At 65.8% G+C, this 19945-nt stretch carries 23 protein-coding genes; 16 read left to right on the top strand and 7 right to left on the bottom strand.

Annotation, left to right across the window (positions count from 1 at the left end):
- Positions 1–3: 3 nt before the first annotated feature.
- Entirely contained in the window at positions 4–1602 is a 1599-nt protein-coding gene (locus tag AC3RCC_RS07745; protein WP_492258086.1) for an acyl-CoA carboxylase subunit beta, read from the bottom strand.
- A 147-nt stretch (positions 1603–1749) separates the two neighbouring features.
- Here AC3RCC_RS07745 and AC3RCC_RS07740 point away from each other — a divergent pair, with 147 nt between their 5' ends.
- Together AC3RCC_RS07740 and AC3RCC_RS07735 are read left to right on the top strand one after the other, a co-directional pair.
- Positions 1750–2220 carry a MaoC/PaaZ C-terminal domain-containing protein gene (locus AC3RCC_RS07740; RefSeq protein WP_291648292.1) on the top strand — a complete coding sequence of 157 codons (471 nt, stop codon included), beginning with the start codon at positions 1750–1752 and terminating at the stop codon, positions 2218–2220.
- The gene (locus AC3RCC_RS07735) at positions 2217–2822 is read left to right on the top strand and encodes a TetR/AcrR family transcriptional regulator (protein WP_492258085.1); all 606 of its coding nucleotides are present in this window, start codon (positions 2217–2219) and stop codon (positions 2820–2822) included. The genes AC3RCC_RS07740 and AC3RCC_RS07735 overlap by 4 nt, the downstream gene beginning before the upstream one ends.
- 12 nt (positions 2823–2834) lie before the next feature.
- On the opposite strand, the gene AC3RCC_RS07730 is transcribed toward AC3RCC_RS07735, so the two are convergent.
- The 3 genes from AC3RCC_RS07730 to AC3RCC_RS07720 all read right to left on the bottom strand — a co-directional run bounded on the left by AC3RCC_RS07730 (position 2835) and on the right by AC3RCC_RS07720 (position 7875).
- Positions 2835–6839, bottom strand: a complete 4005-nt coding sequence (locus AC3RCC_RS07730; protein ID WP_492258084.1) for a Pls/PosA family non-ribosomal peptide synthetase — start codon at positions 6837–6839, stop codon at positions 2835–2837.
- A gap of 235 nt (positions 6840–7074) precedes the next feature.
- Positions 7075–7308: a transposase gene (locus AC3RCC_RS07725; protein WP_492258083.1), complete on the bottom strand. Its 234-nt coding sequence runs from the start codon at positions 7306–7308 to the stop codon at positions 7075–7077.
- A gap of 201 nt (positions 7309–7509) precedes the next feature.
- The gene (locus AC3RCC_RS07720; RefSeq protein WP_291634622.1) at positions 7510–7875 is read right to left on the bottom strand and encodes a winged helix-turn-helix transcriptional regulator; all 366 of its coding nucleotides are present in this window, start codon (positions 7873–7875) and stop codon (positions 7510–7512) included.
- 128 nt (positions 7876–8003) lie between these two features.
- On the opposite strand from AC3RCC_RS07720, the gene AC3RCC_RS07715 reads away from it, so the two are divergent.
- From AC3RCC_RS07715 to AC3RCC_RS07705, 3 genes are read left to right on the top strand one after another with little or no spacing between them, the layout of a single operon-like run.
- Entirely contained in the window at positions 8004–8630 is a 627-nt protein-coding gene (locus AC3RCC_RS07715) for a glutathione S-transferase N-terminal domain-containing protein (RefSeq protein ID WP_492258082.1), read from the top strand.
- Positions 8627–9007 carry a nuclear transport factor 2 family protein gene (locus AC3RCC_RS07710; protein WP_492258081.1) on the top strand — a complete coding sequence of 127 codons (381 nt, stop codon included), beginning with the start codon at positions 8627–8629 and terminating at the stop codon, positions 9005–9007. The genes AC3RCC_RS07715 and AC3RCC_RS07710 overlap by 4 nt, the downstream gene beginning before the upstream one ends.
- Positions 9008–9011: 4 nt before the next feature.
- Positions 9012–9227 (top strand): tautomerase family protein, encoded by a 216-nt coding sequence (locus AC3RCC_RS07705; RefSeq protein WP_291634616.1) that lies wholly within the window; start codon positions 9012–9014, stop codon positions 9225–9227.
- A 69-nt stretch (positions 9228–9296) separates the two neighbouring features.
- Here the strand turns inward: AC3RCC_RS07705 and AC3RCC_RS07700 are convergent, their stop codons facing one another.
- Positions 9297–9770, bottom strand: a complete 474-nt coding sequence (locus AC3RCC_RS07700; RefSeq protein WP_291634614.1) for a MarR family winged helix-turn-helix transcriptional regulator — start codon at positions 9768–9770, stop codon at positions 9297–9299.
- A gap of 77 nt (positions 9771–9847) precedes the next feature.
- Between AC3RCC_RS07700 and AC3RCC_RS07695 the strand changes: the two genes are divergently transcribed.
- From AC3RCC_RS07695 to AC3RCC_RS07670, 6 genes are all read left to right on the top strand, one after another.
- Positions 9848–10255 carry a Rid family hydrolase gene (locus AC3RCC_RS07695; RefSeq protein ID WP_492258080.1) on the top strand — a complete coding sequence of 136 codons (408 nt, stop codon included), beginning with the start codon at positions 9848–9850 and terminating at the stop codon, positions 10253–10255.
- The gene (locus tag AC3RCC_RS07690; RefSeq protein ID WP_492258079.1) at positions 10239–11318 is read left to right on the top strand and encodes a TRAP transporter substrate-binding protein; all 1080 of its coding nucleotides are present in this window, start codon (positions 10239–10241) and stop codon (positions 11316–11318) included. The genes AC3RCC_RS07695 and AC3RCC_RS07690 overlap by 17 nt, the downstream gene beginning before the upstream one ends.
- Before the next feature lie 49 nt (positions 11319–11367).
- Positions 11368–12063, top strand: coding sequence for an aspartate/glutamate racemase family protein (locus AC3RCC_RS07685; RefSeq protein WP_492258078.1), 696 nt, complete (start codon positions 11368–11370; stop codon positions 12061–12063).
- Between the two features lie 164 nt (positions 12064–12227).
- Entirely contained in the window at positions 12228–12527 is a 300-nt protein-coding gene (locus AC3RCC_RS07680; RefSeq protein ID WP_492258077.1) for a PepSY domain-containing protein, read from the top strand.
- Positions 12528–12559: 32 nt separating this feature from the next.
- A complete protein-coding gene (locus tag AC3RCC_RS07675; protein WP_492258076.1) occupies positions 12560–13096 on the top strand; it encodes a hypothetical protein in 537 nt (178 codons plus the stop codon).
- Positions 13097–13150: 54 nt separating this feature from the next.
- Positions 13151–13354: a CsbD family protein gene (locus AC3RCC_RS07670; RefSeq protein ID WP_492258075.1), complete on the top strand. Its 204-nt coding sequence runs from the start codon at positions 13151–13153 to the stop codon at positions 13352–13354.
- Positions 13355–13440: 86 nt separating this feature from the next.
- Here the strand turns inward: AC3RCC_RS07670 and AC3RCC_RS07665 are convergent, their stop codons facing one another.
- Positions 13441–13620, bottom strand: coding sequence for a hypothetical protein (locus AC3RCC_RS07665; RefSeq protein ID WP_492258074.1), 180 nt, complete (start codon positions 13618–13620; stop codon positions 13441–13443).
- A 501-nt stretch (positions 13621–14121) separates the two neighbouring features.
- Between AC3RCC_RS07665 and AC3RCC_RS07660 the strand changes: the two genes are divergently transcribed.
- A complete protein-coding gene (locus tag AC3RCC_RS07660) occupies positions 14122–14247 on the top strand; it encodes a hypothetical protein (RefSeq protein ID WP_291634600.1) in 126 nt (41 codons plus the stop codon).
- Positions 14248–14461: 214 nt separating this feature from the next.
- Here AC3RCC_RS07660 and AC3RCC_RS07655 read toward each other — a convergent pair whose 3' ends face one another.
- On the bottom strand, positions 14462–14833 hold the full coding sequence (locus AC3RCC_RS07655) for a hypothetical protein (RefSeq protein ID WP_291634598.1): 372 nt from the start codon (positions 14831–14833) through the stop codon (positions 14462–14464).
- Between the two features lie 263 nt (positions 14834–15096).
- On the opposite strand from AC3RCC_RS07655, the gene AC3RCC_RS07650 reads away from it, so the two are divergent.
- The 4 genes from AC3RCC_RS07650 (at position 15097) to AC3RCC_RS07635 (ending at position 19799) form a co-directional block, all read left to right on the top strand.
- Positions 15097–15981 carry a MurR/RpiR family transcriptional regulator gene (locus AC3RCC_RS07650; protein ID WP_291634596.1) on the top strand — a complete coding sequence of 295 codons (885 nt, stop codon included), beginning with the start codon at positions 15097–15099 and terminating at the stop codon, positions 15979–15981.
- Positions 15982–16281: 300 nt separating this feature from the next.
- Positions 16282–17430 (top strand): mandelate racemase/muconate lactonizing enzyme family protein, encoded by a 1149-nt coding sequence (locus AC3RCC_RS07645; RefSeq protein ID WP_492258073.1) that lies wholly within the window; start codon positions 16282–16284, stop codon positions 17428–17430.
- A gap of 16 nt (positions 17431–17446) precedes the next feature.
- Positions 17447–18205 (top strand): creatininase family protein, encoded by a 759-nt coding sequence (locus tag AC3RCC_RS07640; RefSeq protein WP_492258072.1) that lies wholly within the window; start codon positions 17447–17449, stop codon positions 18203–18205.
- A gap of 58 nt (positions 18206–18263) precedes the next feature.
- Complete coding sequence (locus tag AC3RCC_RS07635) at positions 18264–19799, top strand: ABC transporter substrate-binding protein (protein WP_492258071.1); 1536 nt, start codon at positions 18264–18266, stop codon at positions 19797–19799.
- Positions 19800–19945 lie beyond the last annotated feature (146 nt).

Below are 19945 nucleotides of genomic sequence, written 5' to 3'. Positions count from 1 at the left end.
GGGTCACATCCGGTAGACGGGGCGATGCCCGGGCAGCTCGACCTCGCGCGCGGCGAGCGCGAGGCAGAGCCCGATCACGTCGCGGGTCTGGGCCGGCTCGATGATGCCGTCGTCCCAGAGCCGGGCGGTGGCGTAATAGGGCGTGCTCTGCTCCTCGAACTGCGCCCGCGTCGCCCGGTCGACCCTGTCGATCTCGCTTTCGTCGGCGGCGCCGCGCGTCAGGCTGGAGCGCCGTAGCTCGGTCACCACCGTCGCCGCGACCTCCGGCGACATCGTCGCGATCCGGGCATTGGGCCAGGCGAAGAGGAAGCGCGGCTGGAAGCCCCGGCCGCACATGCCGTAATTGCCGGCGCCATATGAGCCGCCGATGATCACCGTGTAGCGCGGCACACGGGCGTTCGAGACGGCATAGACGAGCTTGGCCGAATGCTTGGCGATGCCGCCGCGCTCGGCCTCGGTGCCGACCATGAAGCCGGTGATGTTCTGCAGGAAGAGCAGCGGAATCCGACGCTGGTCGCAGATCTCGATGAAATGCGCGCCCTTCAGCGCGCTTTCGGAGAACAGCACGCCGTTATTGGCGAGGATGCCGACCGGCTGGCCGTGGATATGGGCGAAGCCGGTGACCAGGGTCGCGCCATAATCCGGCTTGAAGGCCTCGAAGACGCTGCCATCGACCATGCGGGCGATCACCTCGCGCACGTCGAAGGGCTGCTTCAGATCGGTACCGACGATGCCCTCGATCTCGGCGGGATCGTAGAGCGGCGGGCCCGCCGGGCGCGGCTGCGGACGCGGCGCCGGCGGCCAGTTCAGCGCGCCGACGATGTCGCGCAGCTTGGCGATCGCCTCGAACTCGCTTTCGGCGAGATAGTCGCTGACGCCGGAGACGAGGGTGTGCATCTCGGCCCCGCCCAGCGTCTCGCCATCGACGATCTCGTTGATCGCCGCCTTGACGATCGGCGGACCGCCGAGATGGATGCGACCGGTGCCGCGCACCATCACCACCTCGTCGGAGAGCGCCGGGATATAGGCGCCGCCCGCCGTGCAACCACCGAACACCGCCGAGATCTGCGGCAGGCCGGAAGCCGACATCCGGCATTGCTGCAGGAAGCTGCCGCCGAAATGGTCGCGGTCGGGAAAGACCCGGTCCTGCTCGGGCAGGAAGGCGCCGCCACAATCGACGAGATAGAGGCAGGGCAGACGGTTCTCGAAGGCGATCTCCTGCGCCCGCAAATGCTTCTTCACCGTCTCGTGGAAGAAGGAGCCGCCCTTCACCGTCGCGTCATTGGCGATGATCATGCAGGGCGTGCCGCAGACCATGCCGATACCGGTGACGATGCCGGCGGCCGGCACCTCGTTGCCATAGAGCTCCCAGGCCGCGAGTGGCGACAATTCCAGGAAGGGCGAGAACGGATCGACGAGCAGGTCGATGCGCTCGCGCACCGGGATCTTGCCGCGCTCGCGATGGCGCGCCTGCAGCTTCTCGCCGCCGCCGGCCAGCACCCGTCCATGCCGCTCGCGCAAGGTCTCGACCAGCCCTGCATAAGCGGCCCGCCGCTCGTCCTGCTCGGCCCCGCCGCGCAGCCTGCTCTCGATCACCGGCATTCGCCCAAGCCTCCCGCAACCTGCCGGCCAGCGCCTTGCCCGCGCGCCGCGGCATTGCTACCTAACTACCGGTAGGGAGCCGCTATAGGCAAGGCCCTTCCGCGCGGTTACGCAGCGGGCGCCCTGCCGCAGACCGGGAGGATTTCGATGGGGCGCGTCTATGACGAATTCTCGCTCGGCCAGCGTTTCGTCACGCCGGGCCGGACGATCACCGAGGCTGATATCGGCGCCTTCGCCGGCCTCACCGGCGACTACAACCCCGTCCACACCGATGCGGATTTCGCCGCGAAGACCGAGTTCAAGACCCCGGTTTCCCATGGCCCGATGGGCATCGGCATTGCCTTCGGACTGGCCTCACGGCTAGACCTGATCGACGGAACGGTGATCGCGCTGCTCGGCGTGAACTGGGATTTTCGCGCTCCCGTCCGCGCCGGCGACACCATCCGCGCCATCATCGAGGTGACCGAGATGCGAGCAGTCAAGCACCCTGATCACGGCCTGATCGGGCTTGCCATCGCGCTGGAGAACCAGGCTGGAACGGTTGTCCAGCAGGGCTCCGCGCGGCTGCTGATGCGACGCCGGCGGATCGCCGGCACTGCCTGGGGCGAAATTCCGTGAAGCAGGACCCGGCCGGCAATCCGGCGAGCGGCCAGCGCCCGGAAGGCGGCGCGCGCCGCCAGATCCTCGACGCCGCCGCGGCTTTGCTCCGCCAGGGCTATGACGCCACGACGACGCGGGAGATCGCCGCCCGCGTCGGGATCAAGGCCGGCAGCATCTATCATCACTACCCGTCGAAGGAAGCGATCGTCAGTGCCGTCGTCAACGAGGGCGTGCGCGTCGTCCATGAGGCGGTGACGGGCGCGCTCGCGGCACTCGGGTCATCGGCATCGCCGCGCGAAAGGATGCAGGCGGCGATCAAGGCGCACCTGCTCTCCTCGCTCGAGCACAGCGCCTACACCTCGGCCAGCATCCGTGCCTTCGCCTTCCTGCCGGCCGCGGTCCAGGAGGACTGCCGCGTCGAGCGCCGACGCTATGAGGAGATCTGGCGCGGACTGGTGACGGAAGCCGCGGCAGCCGGGCTCCTCGCCCCGGGCGTCTCGCAGGATGCGGTGCGTCTCCTCTTGCTCGGCGCGGTCAACTGGGCCGGTGAATGGTACCGGCCCGAACGCATGAGCATCGACGAGATCGCCCGCGACTTCGCCGCCAGCATCCTGCGCTGACCCGCCACCGTCCTACGCCGCCGCTGGCTGCGCCGGCGCTCCCGCCCATTGCGTATGCGCCGGGATCGCCTCGCCCTTCATCACGATGGTGAGGTTGCCCAGCCTCGCATAGTCGCCGATGCGGGTGTCGTAGAGCACCGTGGTCAGTGCCGAGATCGCCGTGCCCTGGCCGATCTCGATCCGGCCGACCTTCATCACCCGGTCCTCGAAGAGATGGGTCTGGAGATTGGAGGTCGCGTTGATCGCCGCATGGTCGCCGATCTCGACGCAGTCGAACTCGGTGATGTCGGTGCTGTCGAGGAAGACGCCCTTGCCGACCTTGGCGCCGAACATCCGCATTACCCAGGGCAGCATCGGCGTGCCGCGCAGCGCGTTGAGCAACAGCGCCCCCGCAGTGCCCCAATAGAAGGTCGTCATCGCCTCGGTGCGCAGCGCCCACCACGACCAGAGCCCGTGATTGCCGGGGCGGTAGACGCCCATCAGCAGCCATTTCACCGCCAGCACCACGCTCGCCAGGATGATCGAGCAGGCGACGCAGGTCGCGATGAAGACCGGCGCGAACTCGGCCCAGCTCTGCGACTTCTCCAGTGCCGGGAACAGCACGTATTCGGCGGCGAAGGTGCCGAGCGTGATGAACATCATCGTCGGCATCGAGACGCTGAACAGTTCGAACACCGCCCGCAGCACGCGCCGCCAGACCGGCGGCCGGAAGGTCTTGGCGACATCGGCATCGTCGAAGCGCTGGCGGGCCGGCAGCAGGATCGGCGGGCTGCCGAAACGCGTCTCGTTCGGCTGCATCGGCTTGTCGGCAGGCGGCTTCGACTTGATGCCGATCAGCGCGCCGTCTGGGATCGAGGCGCCGGGCGGCAGCACGGAATCATTGCCGATGAAGACGCGCGAACCGGTGCTGACCTGACCGGAGGTCATCCAGCCGCGGCGCACATCCTCGTCGCCGAGCACCACCTCGTCGGCGACGAAGCACTGGTCGCCGATCGAAATCGTGTCGTAGCGCCCGGCGAAATTGGTGGCGATCTCGGTGTCCTTGCCGATCTTCGCACCCATCAGCCGGTACCAGACCCGCATATAGATGGTCGAGAACAGCGAGCTCAGGCTGTCGAGCATCACGTCCGAGGCGAGCCCGACCGTCCATTTGCGCACCGCAAAGCCGGAATGGATCGACTTCGTTCCAGCCGGCGCGCTCGGCAGCACGACCCAGCGGATCGCCGTCACCAGCAGCACTGTGCCGAGCATCATCAGCATCGCCGTCGGCCAGGTCAGCACCGGCAGGTACCAGTGATAGTCGACGCCGACCATCTGCTGGAGGACCGTGTCGTAGCGGTCGAAAAGGTAGAAGGCCGGGAAGATCGGCAGCAGGCTGAGCGCCGGCATCGCCAGGACCAGCAGCGCGTAATAGAGCGTCTGCAGGGCCTGGACCGGAGCGGAGGGCGCCGGGGCGTGCTGTGGCCAGTTCGCCGGGTCGACGGTCCCTATCTTGTGGCCGGGCGAGCCGTCCCAGTGCTCGAAGGCGCCGACCCGCATACCGGGCGACAGCGCCGTCAGGTCGGAAAGCTCGGCCCCCTCGCCGACGACCGTGTCGTGGCCGAGTGCGCAGGAGGTGCCGATATAGGCGTCCTGGCCGATCGTCACCCTGCCGATCACCAACTCGTTGCCGATCACCTCGGCATTGGCGATGCTGAGCTTGCCGCCGAGGGTGACGTCGTCGCCGATCTCGACGAGATCGACCGCGCCGGCCTCGAAGCCGCTGAAGAAGACGCGCTTGCCGACCTTCGCGCCGAGCAGGCGCAGCACGAACGGCCCAAGCGGCGTGCCCTGCATCCGGTTGAGATGGATGAAGGAGGTGAGCTGCCGGGCGAGCCACCAGCGGAAGAAATAGACGCCCCAGAGCGGATAGCGCCCCGGCGTCGTCCGCCACAGCACCAGCCGCTTGCCGATTATGCCGGCGATCAGGATCGCCAGCGTCACCAGCATGTAGACGCCCATCAGCATCAGGACTTCGCGAAATTCGACCTTCTCGTCGACGGTGATCAGCTCATAGGTCACGAAGATGGTGAGCCAGGGCCCGGTCAGCGCCAGCAGCAGCAAGGGCATGCAGGCGAGCTGCGCCAGCCCGCAGAGCACCCGGCGCAGCAGCGGCGGCGGCGTGAAGCTGAGATCGCGCCGCTTGCGCCCGCCCGCAGCCTGCTCGCGCTCGTCGATCCGGGCTGCGATCGCCCTTAAGGTACGCAGGCTGTAAATGTCCTCCAGCGTGATCGCCGGCAGATCCGGATTGCCGCGCACCGCCGCCAGGAAGGTCGCGGCGAGCAGCGAATGGCCGCCGAGATCAGCGAAGAAATCCGCATCGAAGCCGACATTCTGGCCGGGAAAGAGCGGCTTGGCTGCGGCCAGGAGCGCCGCCTCGGTCTCGGTCTGCGGCTCCTCCTGCTCCTCGGTCTCGGCCGGGGCGCTGAGCGGCGCCGCCTTCAGCGCCTTGCGGTCGGCCTTGCCCGAGGTCAGGCGCGGCAGCTCGGCCATCTCCTCGAAATGCGAGGGCACCATATAGGGCGGCAATGTCTGCTTCAGTGCGCTGCGGATCTGAGCGCGGTCGAGCGCGGCACCGGCCGCCGGCACCACGAAGGCGACGAGCCGGTCGATGCCGTCATCGCGGCGCAGCACCACCGTCGCCTGCGCGATACCCGGCAGGTCGGAGAGCCGCGCCTCGATCTCACCGAGCTCGAGCCGGAAGCCGCGCAGCTTGACCTGATCGTCGATGCGGCCATGGAACAGGATCTTGCCGTTCTCGGCGACGCTGACCGCATCGCCCGAGCGGTAGAGCACCGGATCGCCGGCCATCGGGTGGAAGGGATTCGCAATGAACTTCTCGGCGGTCAGGTCCGGGCGGCCGAGATAGCCGCGCGCGACGCCCGGCCCGCCGATCAGCAGTTCGCCCTCGACGCCGGGGCCGACCAGTCGCATCTGCTCGTCGACGACATAGCAAGTGTAGTTCGGGATCGGCACGCCGATGGTCACCACCTCCTCGGGCGTGACCTCGTCCACCGTCGCGACGACCGTCGCCTCGGTCGGGCCGTAGGAATTGAAGATCTTCCGGCCGGGACGGCACCAGCGCTGCTTCACCGAGGGCGGGCAGGCCTCGCCCCCGAGGATGATGATGCGCAGGCTCGGGACGTCCTGCGGCAGCATGGCGAGCAGGGTCGGCACGGTGTCGAGCACGCTGATCCCGGCCGCATTCATCAGCTCCGGCAGGCGTTCGACTTCGCCGAGCACCTTCTGGGAGGCGACCCAGAGCGTCGCGCTGACGAGGTAGGGGACGAATATCTCCTCCAGCGACAGATCGAAGGCGACCGAGGCGCCCTGGAAGGAGACATCGTCCTGCGTCATCCCGTAGATCGCGTTGGACGAGCGCAGATAGTGGCAGATGTTGCGGTGCTCGATGACGATGCCCTTGGGCTTGCCGGTCGAGCCCGAGGTGTAGATCGCATAGGCCGGGGTTTCGGGCGTGACGCCATCCGCCCGCAGGTCGAGCGGTGCGCCCTCCCCGCCTTCGGCGACGAGTTCCAGGCAGTCGCGCGCCGTCGCCGGCAGCTCGCGGTCGAGTTTCCCGGCCGTCACGGCATCGATGACGATGACCTTCGCCGCGCAATCGCTCAGGCATTCGCCGATGCGCTCTGCCGGCGCGTCGACGTCGAAGGGGATATAGGCGGCGCCGCTCTTCAGGATACCGAGCAGGCCGACATGCAGGTCGAGCGAGCGCGACATCCACAGCCCGACGAACTCGCCCGGCTTGACCCCCTGCCGGCGCAGCGCCCGGGCGACCCGGTCGGCCTGCGCATTCAGCTCGGCATAGCTGATGCGCCGGTCCTCGAAGACGATCGCGGTGCGTTCGGGCGTGCGTACGACCGAAGCCTCGAAGATCTCGGAGAGCAGCTCATCCCGCAGCAGCGAGGGATCGACGACACCATGCAGAACACCGGCACGGTCACCGCTTACGGACATCTCCATCGAACCCTACCCCCTCTTTGCGGACGCGTCTGACCGCTCCGGCGGGGGCAAGACGGCGCTGCGATGCCCCCCGCATCACCGCCGTTGATAGGGGTGACCTTGTGTAAATTGCGTTATCGCCGCACGGAAAAGCGAAGCGGACGGCACCATTGTCCGAAAGCAACGCCGGCGCTGCGCGAGAGTAATTTCTGGTCCGGCCTAAGCCTCATTCCGGACAAGTCGCAAAGCAGTGCAGCTACCGAAAGCTATCGCAGAGCGTTTTGCGCGCGTCCTGATCGGACGATGCGTCGATCCAGCCTCCGTCGAATTCCAAACCATTTATGATGCCGCTGATGACCCGGCGGTCATCGACATGCGGCTTGCCCCCTATACCCGTCGCCAGATGCAGCGCGATCCGCGCGAATTGCGCATCTGTCAGCCGGAATCGATCCCGGTCGCTGCCCCCTTTTTTTCGGAAGCCGCGAGTCATACCGGGCCGGCGACGCCAACCATTTTGGGAAGCCCGCCCCCGAGCGCAGCGGGGGCATCATCGCAGTCGCGACAATGTTGTTTCTGACACCTTCCCCCAAAAGCGTCGGCAGGAACCAGCAAGTAAAAACTGTGCATGCCCACGCAGAAACGGAGGTTTTTCAACACATCGACCGGCAAGGCGTCGAGTGGCAGACCACGATCACGAACGTTGATCAGCGTGAAAACCAGCAAGCTTGAGCTTATGACCAACCTCGACGATGGCGTTCAACGCCGGAAGCAGTTCGCTTCCGAGAGGCGTCAGGCGATACTCGACAGTCGGCGGCGTCGTCGCCAAAACATGTCGGGAGATGACGCCGCGTTGCTCCAATTCCCGGAGCCTCTGGGAGAGGACCTTTGCGGAAATCGGCGGAATATCCATACGTAACTCGCTGAAGCGGCGAGGTCCGCCACGCAACTGCCAGATGACATTTGGGGCCCAGGCGCCCTCTATGATCGCCATGCATTCGGTGAGCGCGCACGGCGGCGGCGGCGCCTCGCTTCGATTTTTTCTGACCTTAATCGGCATCTCGAAACCAGGTTACTCCGCGGAAACGTGAAACGATGGTTTCCAATGGAAACTTCGTTGCCACTAGTAACCGAAATTCATAGCTTGAGATCGTCGACGGTCAACCAGCAGACGACATGGAGTAGCTGATGCACCTGTATTTCAAGCCCGGCGCGTGCTCACTTGCCGCGCGTATCGTTCTCACCGAACTCAATATCCCTTTCGAAGCCACGCAGGTCGACACCAAGACCGGTCTGACGGCAGCCGGTGCTGACTATCGATCGATCAACCCGCGAGGCTATGTGCCGGCGCTCGTCCTTCAGGACGGCACGGTCATCACCGAAAATCCAGCGATCCTGCAATATATTGCCGACCGTTATGGCGATGAAGCGCAGCAACCCGCGGCCGGCACGCTCGATCGTGCACGCTTGCAGGAAGCCCTCAACTTCATCTCCTCGGAACTTCACAAAGCGTTTTCGCCCTATTTCGGCGAGCGCCTGCTCTCGCAAACGGAAAAGGAGGCTGCCGAAGCAGTGCTTGCCCGGCGGATCGGCGATGTCGCAAACACGCTTGCCGACGGACGAAGCTTTGTCCTCGGAGCAACCTACAGTGTTGCCGATGCATATCTGTTCGTTGTTCTGAACTGGGCGAGATTTGTCGGACTGGACCTCAGCCGCTGGCCTCAGGTCGAACGATACGTCTCCAGCGTGGCGTCACGGCCGGCGGTCCGCAAGGCGATGGTCGACGAAGGGCTGATCGAGAAGGCCGCCGCATGAGCGCGCCATTTCAAGCCGTCACCGCGGTCCTCGAGGCGTATTTCGACGGGCTATATTATTGCGACGCCGCGAAGCTCGAGCAGGTCTTTCATCCGAAAGCAATATACGCGACGGCTGACGAAACGCCGCTGCTGTATCGCACGATGCCGGAATACATGCTGGCCATCGCGGCCAGAAAATCCCCGGCCAGTCGCGGCGATGAACGCCGCGACGTCATCGACGCCATCGATTTCGCCGGCGACAACACGGCCTTCGCCCGCGTGCGCTGTACCATAGGCGCGCGTGATTTCGTCGATTTCCTGACGCTGGTGCAGGTCGATGGGCAGTGGCGCATCATGGCCAAGATATTCCAGATCATCGAGCGCAAGCCGGAGTAACGCGATGCCCTACGTCAACATCAAGATCACACGCGAGGGTGCGACAGCGGAACAGAAGGCGATGCTCATCAAAGGCGTCACGGATCTTCTCGTTACAATCCTCGACAAGAAGCCGGCGACCACCTTCGTCGTGATCGACGAGGTCGCTTTTGAAGATTGGGGAGTCGGCGGCCTGCCTGTCGATGAATATCGCCGTCAACTCGCGAGCGGCGCCAGCTAGGTTCCGGTCTCATCCGGTATTCCCTTCGCTCCAGCCGGAGCGAAGGTACAAGGCGAGGGAAGCCGCGCGCTAAACCGTGGTGTCGAGCCAGTTGTCCTCGCGGAAGATCAGCCGGGCGAGAAGCCCGTCCAGCAATTCGCGCTCGGCCGTGGAGACCAGAGGCTCGAGCATCGGGCGCTCGCGCGCGACGAAATAGGCGACCACCTTCTCGCTCATTGCGCGCCCCTCCTCCGTCAGCGAGAGCAGCTCGATCTTGCGGTTCTGCTCGGCCGGTTCCTTCGCGATCAGGCCGAGCCTTACCAGCTTGCCGACCGCCGGGCTGATGCTGTTGCGCGGCCTCCCGGTCATCTCGGCGATCTCGATCCCGCTCAGCGGCGTCATATGCGCCAGGCAGAACAGGATCGCCGCCTCGGCCCGGTTGAAGCCGAGATCGGCCTGCACCCGGGCATAGATCACGCCCATCAGATAATTGGCCAGGAAGCTGATCCGGTAGCCGGTAGTGATCGCGTTGCCGGTGAGCATGGCCTTCGCTGAATCTCGCATGCGCGCTGAATCCGATTGACAGGGATCGGCGCCCGCCCTCTTATGTTCCGAACGGAACATAAGAGGGCGGGACGGTTGTGAGACAGCAGGTAGCCAGCGACGGCCCTTATGAAAAGCGGATTGGCTATTGTCGCGCCGTCCGCGTCGGCAACCATGCCGTCGTCGCCGGTACCACCGCCCTCGGCCCGGACGGCGTGGCCGGGACGGGCGATGTCGAGGTCCAGACCCGGGAGAGCCTGCGCAAGATCGCCGAAGCCCTGACGTCCTGCGGCATGAACGGGCTCGAGAACACGGTCCGCACCCGCATCTTCCTGCGCCATGCCGAAGACTGGGAGAAGGTCGGAAAGATCCACGGCGAGTTCTTCGGGCAGATCCAGCCCGTCACGTCCTTTCTGGCCGGGATCACCTTCATCCACCCGGACATCCTGATCGAGATCGAAGCCGACGCAATTCTCGGAGGAGGAGAAAATGGCGTTCACGCGTAGGCGGATACTGGCCGGAGCAGCCGCGGCCACGACGATCGCAGCACCGGCGATAGCGCAGCAATCCGGCGAGCTGCGCTGGCGCCTGGCCTCGAGCTTCCCGAAATCCCTGCCGATCCTGTTCAATGCCGCCGAGAACCTGGCGCGCCGGGTCGATCAGCTGACCAAGGGACGGTTCAAGATCCAGGTCTTCGCTGCCGGCGAGATCGTCGGCGGGCTCCAGGTGCTCGATGCGGTCGGCGCCGGGACCATCGAATGCGGCCACAGCGCGACCTTCTACTATACCGGCAAGGACAAGGCGCTCGCCTTCGATACCGGCCTGCCCTTCGGCCTCAACTCGCGCCAGCACATCGCCTGGATGATGCAGGGCGGCGGCCTCGAATTGCTGCGGCCCCTCTTCGCCCGCTTCGGCGTGGTTCAGTTCCCGCTCGGCAACACCGGTTGCCAGATGGGCGGCTGGTTCCGCAAGGAGATCAACAGCGTCGCCGATCTCTCCGGCCTGAAGATGCGCATTCCCGGCATCGGCGGCGAGATCCTGTCGCGCATGGGCGTCGTGCCGCAGACCATCGCGGCGGGGGACATCTATTCGGCCCTGGAACGCGGCACCATCGACGCGGTCGAATGGGTCGGCCCGGCCGATGATGAACGCCTCGGCTTCCAGAAGGTCGCACGTTACTATTACTCGCCGGGCTGGTGGGACTGCGGTCCCCAGATCAGCCTCTACATCAACGACAAGGCCTGGGCCGCCCTGCCCGACGAGTTCAAGGCGGCGATCGAGACGGCTAGCGCCGAGTCGACCATGCTGATGCTGGCGCAGTACGACACCCAGAACATGGCCGCCCTGCGCCGCCTGGTCGGTGCTGGCGTACAGCTCCGCTCCTTCCCCCGCGACGTGATGGAAGCCGCATTCAAGGCGGCAGACGCTTATTATCGCGAGGAAGCGGCGCGCAATGCCGAGTTCCGGCGGATCTACGAGCCGTGGACGCGCTTCCGCGACGAGATCCAGCAATGGTTCCGCATCGCCGAGCTGAACTACGACGTCTTCGCGCATACGCAGAAGCGATGAGCGGGCCGCATTTCCGCGACGGCGACGCCCCGCAGGACGCCGTCGGATCGTGAAACCGCTCGGCCTGCTCGGCGGCATGAGCTGGGAGAGCACGGCGGTATATTACCGCCTGCTCAACGAGGGCGCGCGGGCCAGGCTCGGCGGGCTCCACTCCGCCCCGCTCCTGCTGCATTCCTTCGACTTCGCCGCGATCGCCCGCCTTCAGGCGGCCGGCGCCACGGCCGAGCTGGCGGAGCTGATGACCGCAGCCGCCCGCGGCCTCGAGCGGGCGGGCGCGGCCGGCGTCATGATCTGTGCCAACACCATGCACAGCCTCGCTCCGCAGATCGAGGCGGCGATCGGGATCCCGCTCATCCATGTCGTCGACGTCACCGCACGCGCCATCGAGGCCGCGGGCTGCCGGCGGCCGGCCCTGCTCGCCACCCGCTACACCATGGAACAGGGCTTTTATCGTCAGCGCCTGGCGCAAGGCGGCCTGCTGTCTCCGGCGATCCCCGACGCGCTGGGGCGCCTCGCGATCAGCGACATCATCTTCGAGGAGCTTTGCTGCGGCATCATACGCCCACAATCGCGCGCGACCTGCCTGCACGAAATCGAGCGCATGCGGCCTCAGGCGATCGACAGCGTCATCCTCGGCTGCACTGAGCTGACGCTGCTGCTCTCGCAGGGTGACTTCGCTCTGCCGGTCTTCGACACGACGCAGCTCCACGTCGCCGCAGGCCTGGATTTCGCCTTCTCCGGCTGAGCCGCGGACGAGCCGCGCTCGCCCGACGCCGCGCCCGGCAAGTCCCCGCCACCCCGGCGGAACGGACGGCGCCGGCCGCATTTTCAGTTTTCCGGGAACTTGTCCGTCCGCCGCCAGTTTTATTGGCAGCGGACGAAATACCGTTTTTCCACAAGGAGATAATGATGCGGAACGTGGTTCTCACGTCGATCTTCTGCGCCTTGATTGCGACCGGCGCGCAGGCACAGACCTCGACCACATCGCCGATGCCGACCCCGAAGGCGCCGGCCGACGCCAATGCGCCCCTGCCGGGGGCCAACAGCTTCACCGAGGGCCAGGCCAAGAGCCGCCTCGAGGCCAATGGCTACTCCAATGTCAGCGCTCTCAAGAAGGACGACAACGGCGTCTGGAAGGGAACGGCGACGCATTCGGGCACGCAGGTCAGCGTCTCGGTCGACTACCGCGGCAACATCACCCGCAACTGAGCGACCTCATCGATTTCGGGAGACAAGCAGAGATGACCCAAACCATTACGCGATCCTACGACACCTATGAATCCGCTCGCATCGTCGTCGAGCAGCTCGAAGCCGCGGGCTTCTCCAATTCGGAGATCAGCCTCGTCGGGCGGCACGAGAAGGCCGATGACAGCAATGCCGGCGAAGGTGCCGGCATCGGCGCCGCGCTCGGGGGAGCCGCCGGCCTGCTGGCGGGCCTCGGCCTGATCGCCATTCCCGGCATCGGGCCGGTGGTAGCGGCCGGCTGGCTCGCCTCGACCGCGGCTGGCGCTGTCGCCGGCGGCGCCACGGGCGGCATCGTCGGCGCGCTGACCAGCGCGGGCGCCAGCGAGGATGACGCCAACTACTATGCCGAAACGGTGCGCCGCGGTGGATCGGTCGTCTCGGTCCGCACCAGCGACGACCGGGCGCCCGCCGCCGAGGCGATCATGGACGGCGCCACGCCGATCGACCGCGACGAACGCCTCGCCGAATATCGCAGAACCGGCTGGAGTCGTTTCGACGACCGGGCCGAGCCCTATCGTGGCCCGTTGATCTGACCGCGCGGCCGCCTGGGCGGCCTCCTACCCCTCCCCCTTGAAAGGAGTGATCCGATGGACTGGAACCGCGTCGAAGGAAACTGGAAGCAGCTCAAGGGCAAGGTCAAGGAGCAATGGGGCAAGCTGACCGACGACGATCTCGACGTCATCGCCGGCAAGCGCGACCAGCTCGAAGGCAAGATTCAGGAGCGCTACGGCATCGAGAAGGACCGCGTGAAGGCGGACATCGATAGCTGGTACGATCGTCAGAGTTGGTGACAGCCGGCGGGTGCAGGTTCGGCGCCCTCCACGCCGAACCTGCACCCGTCGCCGATCGGGCAGTGGGCAGTCAAAAAGGAGAGAGGCTATTTCTCGCCGGCCTGGGCCGGCTTCTTGCCGCCCTCCTTCGTCTCCGACATCTCGGCGTCATGCAGCTCGGGGTTCCGAACGGCATTTGCAGCCGCCGCCTTTCGGGCAGCCCGCTTGCGCCGGTCAAGGCGCTCGAAGACGCGAGCCAGACGCAGAGACAGGGGGCGCGACGACATGGGACGTCTCCGATTGCGCTGTTATGGAGCAAGGCGTTTCGAAATAGGACGGCATCGGCACGGTCTGATCTCTTACGCGCAAATCGCGCGCCAGCATCGACGTTTGTGCAACTTCAAACTCCTGCCAAATCTCTGTGATCGACTGGTCGGCTTTCGAAACGGGAGACCAAAATGCGACTGACCCTGGCCATACTCGCCCTGGCTCTCAGCGGATGCGGCGGAGCGCAGCAGCCGCAGGGATCGGCCCCCAATCTGACCGTCGGAACGGCGCAATGCTCGAAGCATTCCTGGGGCACGTCGGCCATGGCCGCATGCCTGGATCGCGCTGCGGAAAGCCAGTCGGCGACCGTTGCGGAAGGGTCCTCGGGGGGCAATGGCTGAGCCGGTCTTGCCCTTCGGGAAGATCCCTGCCCCGCCCAAAACCTTGTGCAGCGCAGCAAAAAGGCCTATCTTTGGTGTGCCAGAAGCAAAACTCCCCCTAGATCATGAAAGGAGAGAACCATGCTCGAACGGCACGACTCGGAAGGCGCGCTTGACGCCGAACACGAGGACGACATCGAGACGACCCAGCAGGACGACTCGGAAACGTTCTCGCCACGCGCCCATCAGGATGGGTTCTGGAGCTAGTACCGGACGCTTTCAAATGGCAGTGTCCAACGTTGCCATCTGAAAGCTGGATCTGTCGATAAGCGACGCCGGAGGCAGGGCTTGAGCACATAGGGCGACACTGTCGCCCGCCCCCGCCCCGGCGATTTCAATGAAGAAGAAGCGGACGGCGTGACAGTGCTCCTTCACCGGGGAGCGACGCCGTCCGGGAAGCCGATAGCCGAAGGCGCCGCTGTCAGCCGATGCGCCTGGTGACGATGGTCAGTTCCCCCTCGTCGCTCATCTCGGCCATCACCACGTCGCGGACCGAAAACCCCTGCGCCTCTACCGCCGATCTGACCGTCGGCACAGCCTCGATCGCCTGCTGCAGCTGCTGCACCTCGTTGGCCGTGCGGGTCGCCACATGCTGGTTCACTCTCGCCCTCGCCTCATCGGGCAGATCGTCGAGCTCGACCACGTGAATGGCCGTGATCTCGGAAGCAGCCGGCACAATGTCGGGAGAAGCCACCGGCGACTGCACCGGCGGCGTTCCACTCGGCTCCGTCTGAGCCTGCGCCACACCCGCCAGGGCGAGCGCTGCGACGGCCGCTATCGTGATCGTGCGCATGAGACCTCCTCCCCTGATTGTCGATCGTCTGCATAAGACCGTACGAATGGGAGCAGAGGCCGAGCTCCCGCGGGGTGATTTCGTGACCATCTCGCGGCAGGCCTGTGGCGACACGCCTTGCCCTGCCCGTCCATGTCGCGATAATCGGCGTTTCGCCGGAGCCGCATGCCGGGCTGTGGAACACCGCCCGCGACCGCACGGATACCCTTGGTCCCGATCACGGGATATGCGACGCCGCAACTGCGAATGCCGGAAAGGGGACGATGCGCCACGTGAGCAGCCTGATCGATCGCATGCGGCTCGAAGCCCCCGAGATGAACCGGGCCGAGCGCAATGTCGCCGAGATCATTCTGGCGGACATCGACGGCGCAGCCCGGATCAGCACCCGCGACCTGGCGACCCAGGCCCATGTCAGCGAACCGACGGTGGTGCGCTTCGCCCGCCGCATGGGCTGCGACGGCTTCACCGATTTCAAGATCCGCCTGGCCCAGGAATACGCGATCGGCCGGATGTATCTCGCCGCCGAGCGCCAGCAGCCCGCCGACACCGGCAACGAGGTCGCCGAGCACGTCTACAATGCGACCGTGCAGGCGCTGTCGATGGCCTTCGCCCAGCATGATCCGCAGGCGATCGAGGCCGCCGTCGACCTGCTCGACAAGGGCCGCCGCATCTTCTGCTTCGGCGTCGGCGGCAGCTCGGCCAATGTCGCGACCGAAGCGGAGAACCGGCTGTTCCGGCTAGATGTCGCCGCATCCTCGACGGCCGACCCCTATCAGCAACGCGTGATGGCCGCGACCTGCGGGCCCGACGACGTGTTGCTGATCTTCTCGGTCACCGGCAAGCCGCGCTCGCTGCTCGACAGCGCCGAGATCGCCCGCAGCCAGGGCGCCGGCGTCATCGCCGTCACCCACCCGCCGAGCCCGCTCGCCGAACTCGCCAGCGTGCTCGTGCCGCTCCAGGCCTTCGACGAGGAAAAGTTCTTCTACATGCCCAATCGCGGCCGCTACGGGCAGCTCTTCCTGCTCGACTGCATCGCGACCCTGCTCGGCGCCCGCCGCATGAAGAGCGTCTCGAAGAAGCTCTGGCGCGCCCGCGCGACGCTCATCGCCCTGCATGGCAGCACAGAGGGGCAGCCGATCGGCGACTGATTCCGCGATCAGGTAATTTTGCTACATCCACAAACCCTGAGAGCCGGCCGAGACCCTCGGCATGGCGCAGCGGCGTATTGCCTCAAAGAAAAAACCGAAGAATCAATCAGATAACGTTCGATCAGGACACCTTGGCAGCTGCGCAGCGCCCGGCCCACAGGCATCTCGCCCCTTGTAAAACGGCGCCACAGCGTCATCGCATGTGCAAATATCTTCGGCTCGATTGACAGTAAATGTAATCTAGCTACATTCCCGGCCCGTCGCGCGCCACGCGCCAATGACCAGAAGACGAGCCGAGCCATGCAGCCAGCCGACGGAACGATCCTGTCCTTCCAGTTCGACGAGGTCATCGTCCCCGCCAATCCCGGCGTGATCAATTCCGAGAGCCTCGCCAAGCCGCTGCATATGCTGCCGGTCGGCGGCAAGGCGAGCTGGAGCGTACAGTTCGACGAGCTCCCCAAGCTGATCGTCAGGATGACGCTGAAGAACGGCGTCGTCGGCATCGGCGAGTTCTACCGCGACCATGAATGGCCCCGCCTCGAGGCGATCTGCGCCAACCTGATCGGCCAGTCGATCTTCGACCTGCCGCTGCAGGATCTGCCGCTGCCGCTCTGCCGCGAATATGACGGCTTCGAATGCGCGATCTGGGACGCCTATGCCAAGACGCTGGGCGTGCCGATGCACCGGCTGCTCGGCGGCGCCATCCGCGACCGGGTCAATGTCAGCGCCTGGTCGAGTCACCGCACCCAGGACGAGGTCGGCCCCTGGGTGAAGCGCTATTTCGAGCAGGGCTACAAGGTCATCAAGTTCAAATGCGACCTTGAGGACGACGTCGCCGGCTGGTGCGCGCAGATCAAGCAGCACGCGCCCGGCATGAAGGTGATCTTCGATCCCAACCAGCGCTGGGAGAACTCGGGCAATGCGCGCCCGATCATCCGGGAGCTGGAAAAAATCGGCAACGTCCTGCTGCTCGAGGATCCGCTGCCGCGCTGGATGCTGCAGGATTTCGCGGAGCTGCGCCGCTTCTCCTCGATCCCGATCGTGCTGCATGTCTCGCTGCCCTATATCTATCAGGGCCAGCGCGCCCATGACGCGATCAACGCCATCGCCCATGGCGCCGTCGACGGCTTCAACTTCAATTGCGGCCTCGCCAAGTTCCAGACGCTCGACCACATCGCCTCGACCGCCGGCGTCTATTGCTGGCACGGCTCGGAGGTCGATCTCGGCATTCTCGAAGCGATGTATGTCCACCAGGCTGCCGCGGCGAAGAGCTGCGTCTGGCCGAGCGACATTTTCGGCCGGATGATCCGCAGCCACGATCTGCTCGCCAAGCCGCTCGCCTTCGAGCCGCCGCATGTGCGCATTCCCGATGACGGGCCGGGGCTCGGCATCGTCCTCGACGAGGCCGCGATCGCCCGCTTCCGCGTCTCCGAACGCACCATCTCCTGAGAGCCGGACCAGAACCATGCGTTGGGAACCCCTCACGACGAACGAAGTCGCCGCGCTCGATCGCCACATCCCGGTCGTCCTGAACGTCGCCGCCATCGAGCAGCACGGCCCGCATCTGCCGCTCGAAACCGACGCCGTTATCGGCGATCATTTCCTGCAGGCGCTGGAAGCCAAGCTGGGGGATCGGGTCCTGATCCTGCCACAGGTGAAGGTCTGCTGCTCCGAGCACCACATGGATTTCGCCGGCACGCTCAGCGTCCGCCACGAGACCTTCCTGGCCTATGTCGGGGATATCCTCGAAAGCGTCGTGCGCCACGGCTTCCGCAACATCGTGCTGTTCAACAGCCATGGCGGCAACCAGGCGATCGGCCAGGTGCTGCTGGAGACCTTCGGCACGAAGCATCGCGACTGCCGCGTCGCCTTCCTGACCTGGTGGCGCCTGGCCGCCAAGGAACTCGGCACGATCCGCGAGAGCAGCTTTGCCGGCATCAACCATGCCTGCGAATTCGAGACCTCGCTGATGCTGCTCGGCGCGCCCAAAAGCGTGCGCACCGCGCTGGTCTCGGGGATGAGCTATGTCGGCACCCATGACTGGGCCAATGCCGACATGATCCTGCCGGCCCGCGGCGCGCTGTTCCGCTCGATGCACGAGATGTCCGGCGGCACGGGGGTCGTCGGCGACCCCTCGCTGGCGACGCGCGAGAAGGGCGAGCAGATCACCGCCGCCGTGGTCGAGCAGCTGGCCCATGTCGTGGAGACCATCCGCCAGCGCTGACGGGACGCACAGCTGATTTCAACACCGACTGACAAGAAACCACAGGGAGGAAGCTGAGATGTTGACGAAATTGGCCCGGATCGGCGTGACCGCGCTCGCCGTCACGGGATGGGGCGCCGCAGCGCCGGCCCTCGCCCAGCAGAAGGGCGGCGCGCTCAACGTCGCCACGATCGGCGAGCCCAACACGCTCGACCCGATGGTCGCCGCCGGCGACCTTCTGGGCATGATCACCCAGCACTTCTACGAGACGCTCTACACCTTCGACAAGAACTGGGCGCTGACCCCGCTTCTGGCCGAGGCGCTTCCGCAGATCAGCGACGGCGGCAAGGTCTACACCATCCCGTTGCGCCAGGGCGTCACCTTCCACAACGGCAAGGCGATGACCGCGCAGGACGTCGTCGCCTCGCTGAAGCGCTGGACCGAGCTCGCCTCGCGCGGCAAGCTCGTCGCCGGGAACATCGCCTCGATCGAGGCGGAGGGCGACAAGGCGGTCAAGATCACGCTGAAGGCCCCGTTCGCGCCGCTGACCGCGCTGCTCGCCTTCAACAACTCGGCGGCGGTGATCATGCCAGCCGACAAGATGGAAAATCCGATCAAGGACGTGATCGGCACCGGGCCCTACCAGCTCAAGGAGCGCAAGCCCGACCAGTACATCCAGCTTACCCGCTTCGACGGCTACAAGCAGCGCCAGGGCGAGCCCGACGGCTTCGGCGGCGCCCGCAAGCAGTATCTCGACGAGATCCGCTTCGTACCGGTGCCCGACGCCAACACCCGCGTCGAGGGCGCGCTCGCCGGCCAGTTCGACTTCGCCGACCTGATCCCGGTCGAGGCTTTCGACCGGCTGAAGGGCCAGGCCAAGACCGAGCCGTTGCTGATGCAGGGCTTCGGCTGGCCGATGTTCATCATGAACAACAAGCAGGGCATGATGACCAACCAGGACATGCGCAAGGCTGTCCAGGCTGCCCTGAACGCCGAGGACATGCTGGCTGCCGCCTTCGGCAAGCCGGAGTTCTACAAGGTCGACGGCGCCATGTACCCCGAAGGCTATGCCTGGCGCAGCGATGCCGGCATCAAGGCCTACAACCAGGGCGATGCCGACAAGGCCAAGGCCCTGGCGAAGACCGCGAAATATGACGGCGCGCCGATCCGCATCCTGACCAGCCGGCAATACGAGTTCCATTACAAGATGGCGCAGGTCGCGGCCGAATACCTCAAGGCCGCCGGCCTCAAGGTCGACCTCCAGGTCGTCGACTGGGCGACCTTGGTGCAGCGCCGCGCCGAGCCGGCCCTCTGGGACATCTTCATCACCCACAGCCCGTTCCTGGCCGAGCCGGCCCTGATCGCGCCGCTGCCCGACAGCTATCCCGGCTGGTGGGCGAGCGAGAGCAAGAACAAGCTCCTCAACGCGCTCAACGCCGAAGCGGACGTGACGAAGCGCAAGGCGATCTTCGCCGACCTGCAGAAGCTGATCTTCGAAGAGGTGCCCTTCTACAAGGTCGGCGATTTCGCCGCCCTCAGCGCCAAGTCGCCGCGCCTGAACGGCTACACCGCCTCGCCCTGGCCGTACTTCTGGAACGCCTCGCTCAAGCCGTAAGCGATCGTCAGGAAGCCAACTCCACACGCTTCGGGAGCGGCCTCGGGCTGCTCCCGATCAAGCGCGTGTCATCCCGGGCGACCGTAGGGAGACCCGGGATCCATGCCGGAAACTCTTGCGGAAAGGCTCCGGCATGGATCCCGGAT

This window comes from Allobosea sp. GW823-FHT01F03 (assembly GCF_058798075.1).
This window is presented reverse-complemented; position numbering and strand designations above follow the sequence as displayed.

Coding starts and splice junctions, on each gene's coding strand:
- AC3RCC_RS07745 (WP_492258086.1), bottom strand. CDS start 1,602: ATGCCGGTGATCGAGAGCAGGCTGCGCGGCGGGGCCGAGCAGGACGAG.
- AC3RCC_RS07740 (WP_291648292.1), top strand. CDS start 1,750: ATGGGGCGCGTCTATGACGAATTCTCGCTCGGCCAGCGTTTCGTCACG.
- AC3RCC_RS07730 (WP_492258084.1), bottom strand. CDS start 6,839: ATGGAGATGTCCGTAAGCGGTGACCGTGCCGGTGTTCTGCATGGTGTC.
- AC3RCC_RS07725 (WP_492258083.1), bottom strand. CDS start 7,308: ATGACTCGCGGCTTCCGAAAAAAAGGGGGCAGCGACCGGGATCGATTC.
- AC3RCC_RS07720 (WP_291634622.1), bottom strand. CDS start 7,875: ATGCCGATTAAGGTCAGAAAAAATCGAAGCGAGGCGCCGCCGCCGCCG.
- AC3RCC_RS07715 (WP_492258082.1), top strand. CDS start 8,004: ATGCACCTGTATTTCAAGCCCGGCGCGTGCTCACTTGCCGCGCGTATC.
- AC3RCC_RS07710 (WP_492258081.1), top strand. CDS start 8,627: ATGAGCGCGCCATTTCAAGCCGTCACCGCGGTCCTCGAGGCGTATTTC.
- AC3RCC_RS07705 (WP_291634616.1), top strand. CDS start 9,012: ATGCCCTACGTCAACATCAAGATCACACGCGAGGGTGCGACAGCGGAA.
- AC3RCC_RS07700 (WP_291634614.1), bottom strand. CDS start 9,770: ATGCGAGATTCAGCGAAGGCCATGCTCACCGGCAACGCGATCACTACC.
- AC3RCC_RS07690 (WP_492258079.1), top strand. CDS start 10,239: ATGGCGTTCACGCGTAGGCGGATACTGGCCGGAGCAGCCGCGGCCACG.
- AC3RCC_RS07680 (WP_492258077.1), top strand. CDS start 12,228: ATGCGGAACGTGGTTCTCACGTCGATCTTCTGCGCCTTGATTGCGACC.
- AC3RCC_RS07675 (WP_492258076.1), top strand. CDS start 12,560: ATGACCCAAACCATTACGCGATCCTACGACACCTATGAATCCGCTCGC.
- AC3RCC_RS07670 (WP_492258075.1), top strand. CDS start 13,151: ATGGACTGGAACCGCGTCGAAGGAAACTGGAAGCAGCTCAAGGGCAAG.
- AC3RCC_RS07665 (WP_492258074.1), bottom strand. CDS start 13,620: ATGTCGTCGCGCCCCCTGTCTCTGCGTCTGGCTCGCGTCTTCGAGCGC.
- AC3RCC_RS07660 (WP_291634600.1), top strand. CDS start 14,122: ATGCTCGAACGGCACGACTCGGAAGGCGCGCTTGACGCCGAACACGAG.
- AC3RCC_RS07655 (WP_291634598.1), bottom strand. CDS start 14,833: ATGCGCACGATCACGATAGCGGCCGTCGCAGCGCTCGCCCTGGCGGGT.
- AC3RCC_RS07650 (WP_291634596.1), top strand. CDS start 15,097: ATGCGCCACGTGAGCAGCCTGATCGATCGCATGCGGCTCGAAGCCCCC.
- AC3RCC_RS07645 (WP_492258073.1), top strand. CDS start 16,282: ATGCAGCCAGCCGACGGAACGATCCTGTCCTTCCAGTTCGACGAGGTC.
- AC3RCC_RS07640 (WP_492258072.1), top strand. CDS start 17,447: ATGCGTTGGGAACCCCTCACGACGAACGAAGTCGCCGCGCTCGATCGC.
- AC3RCC_RS07635 (WP_492258071.1), top strand. CDS start 18,264: ATGTTGACGAAATTGGCCCGGATCGGCGTGACCGCGCTCGCCGTCACG.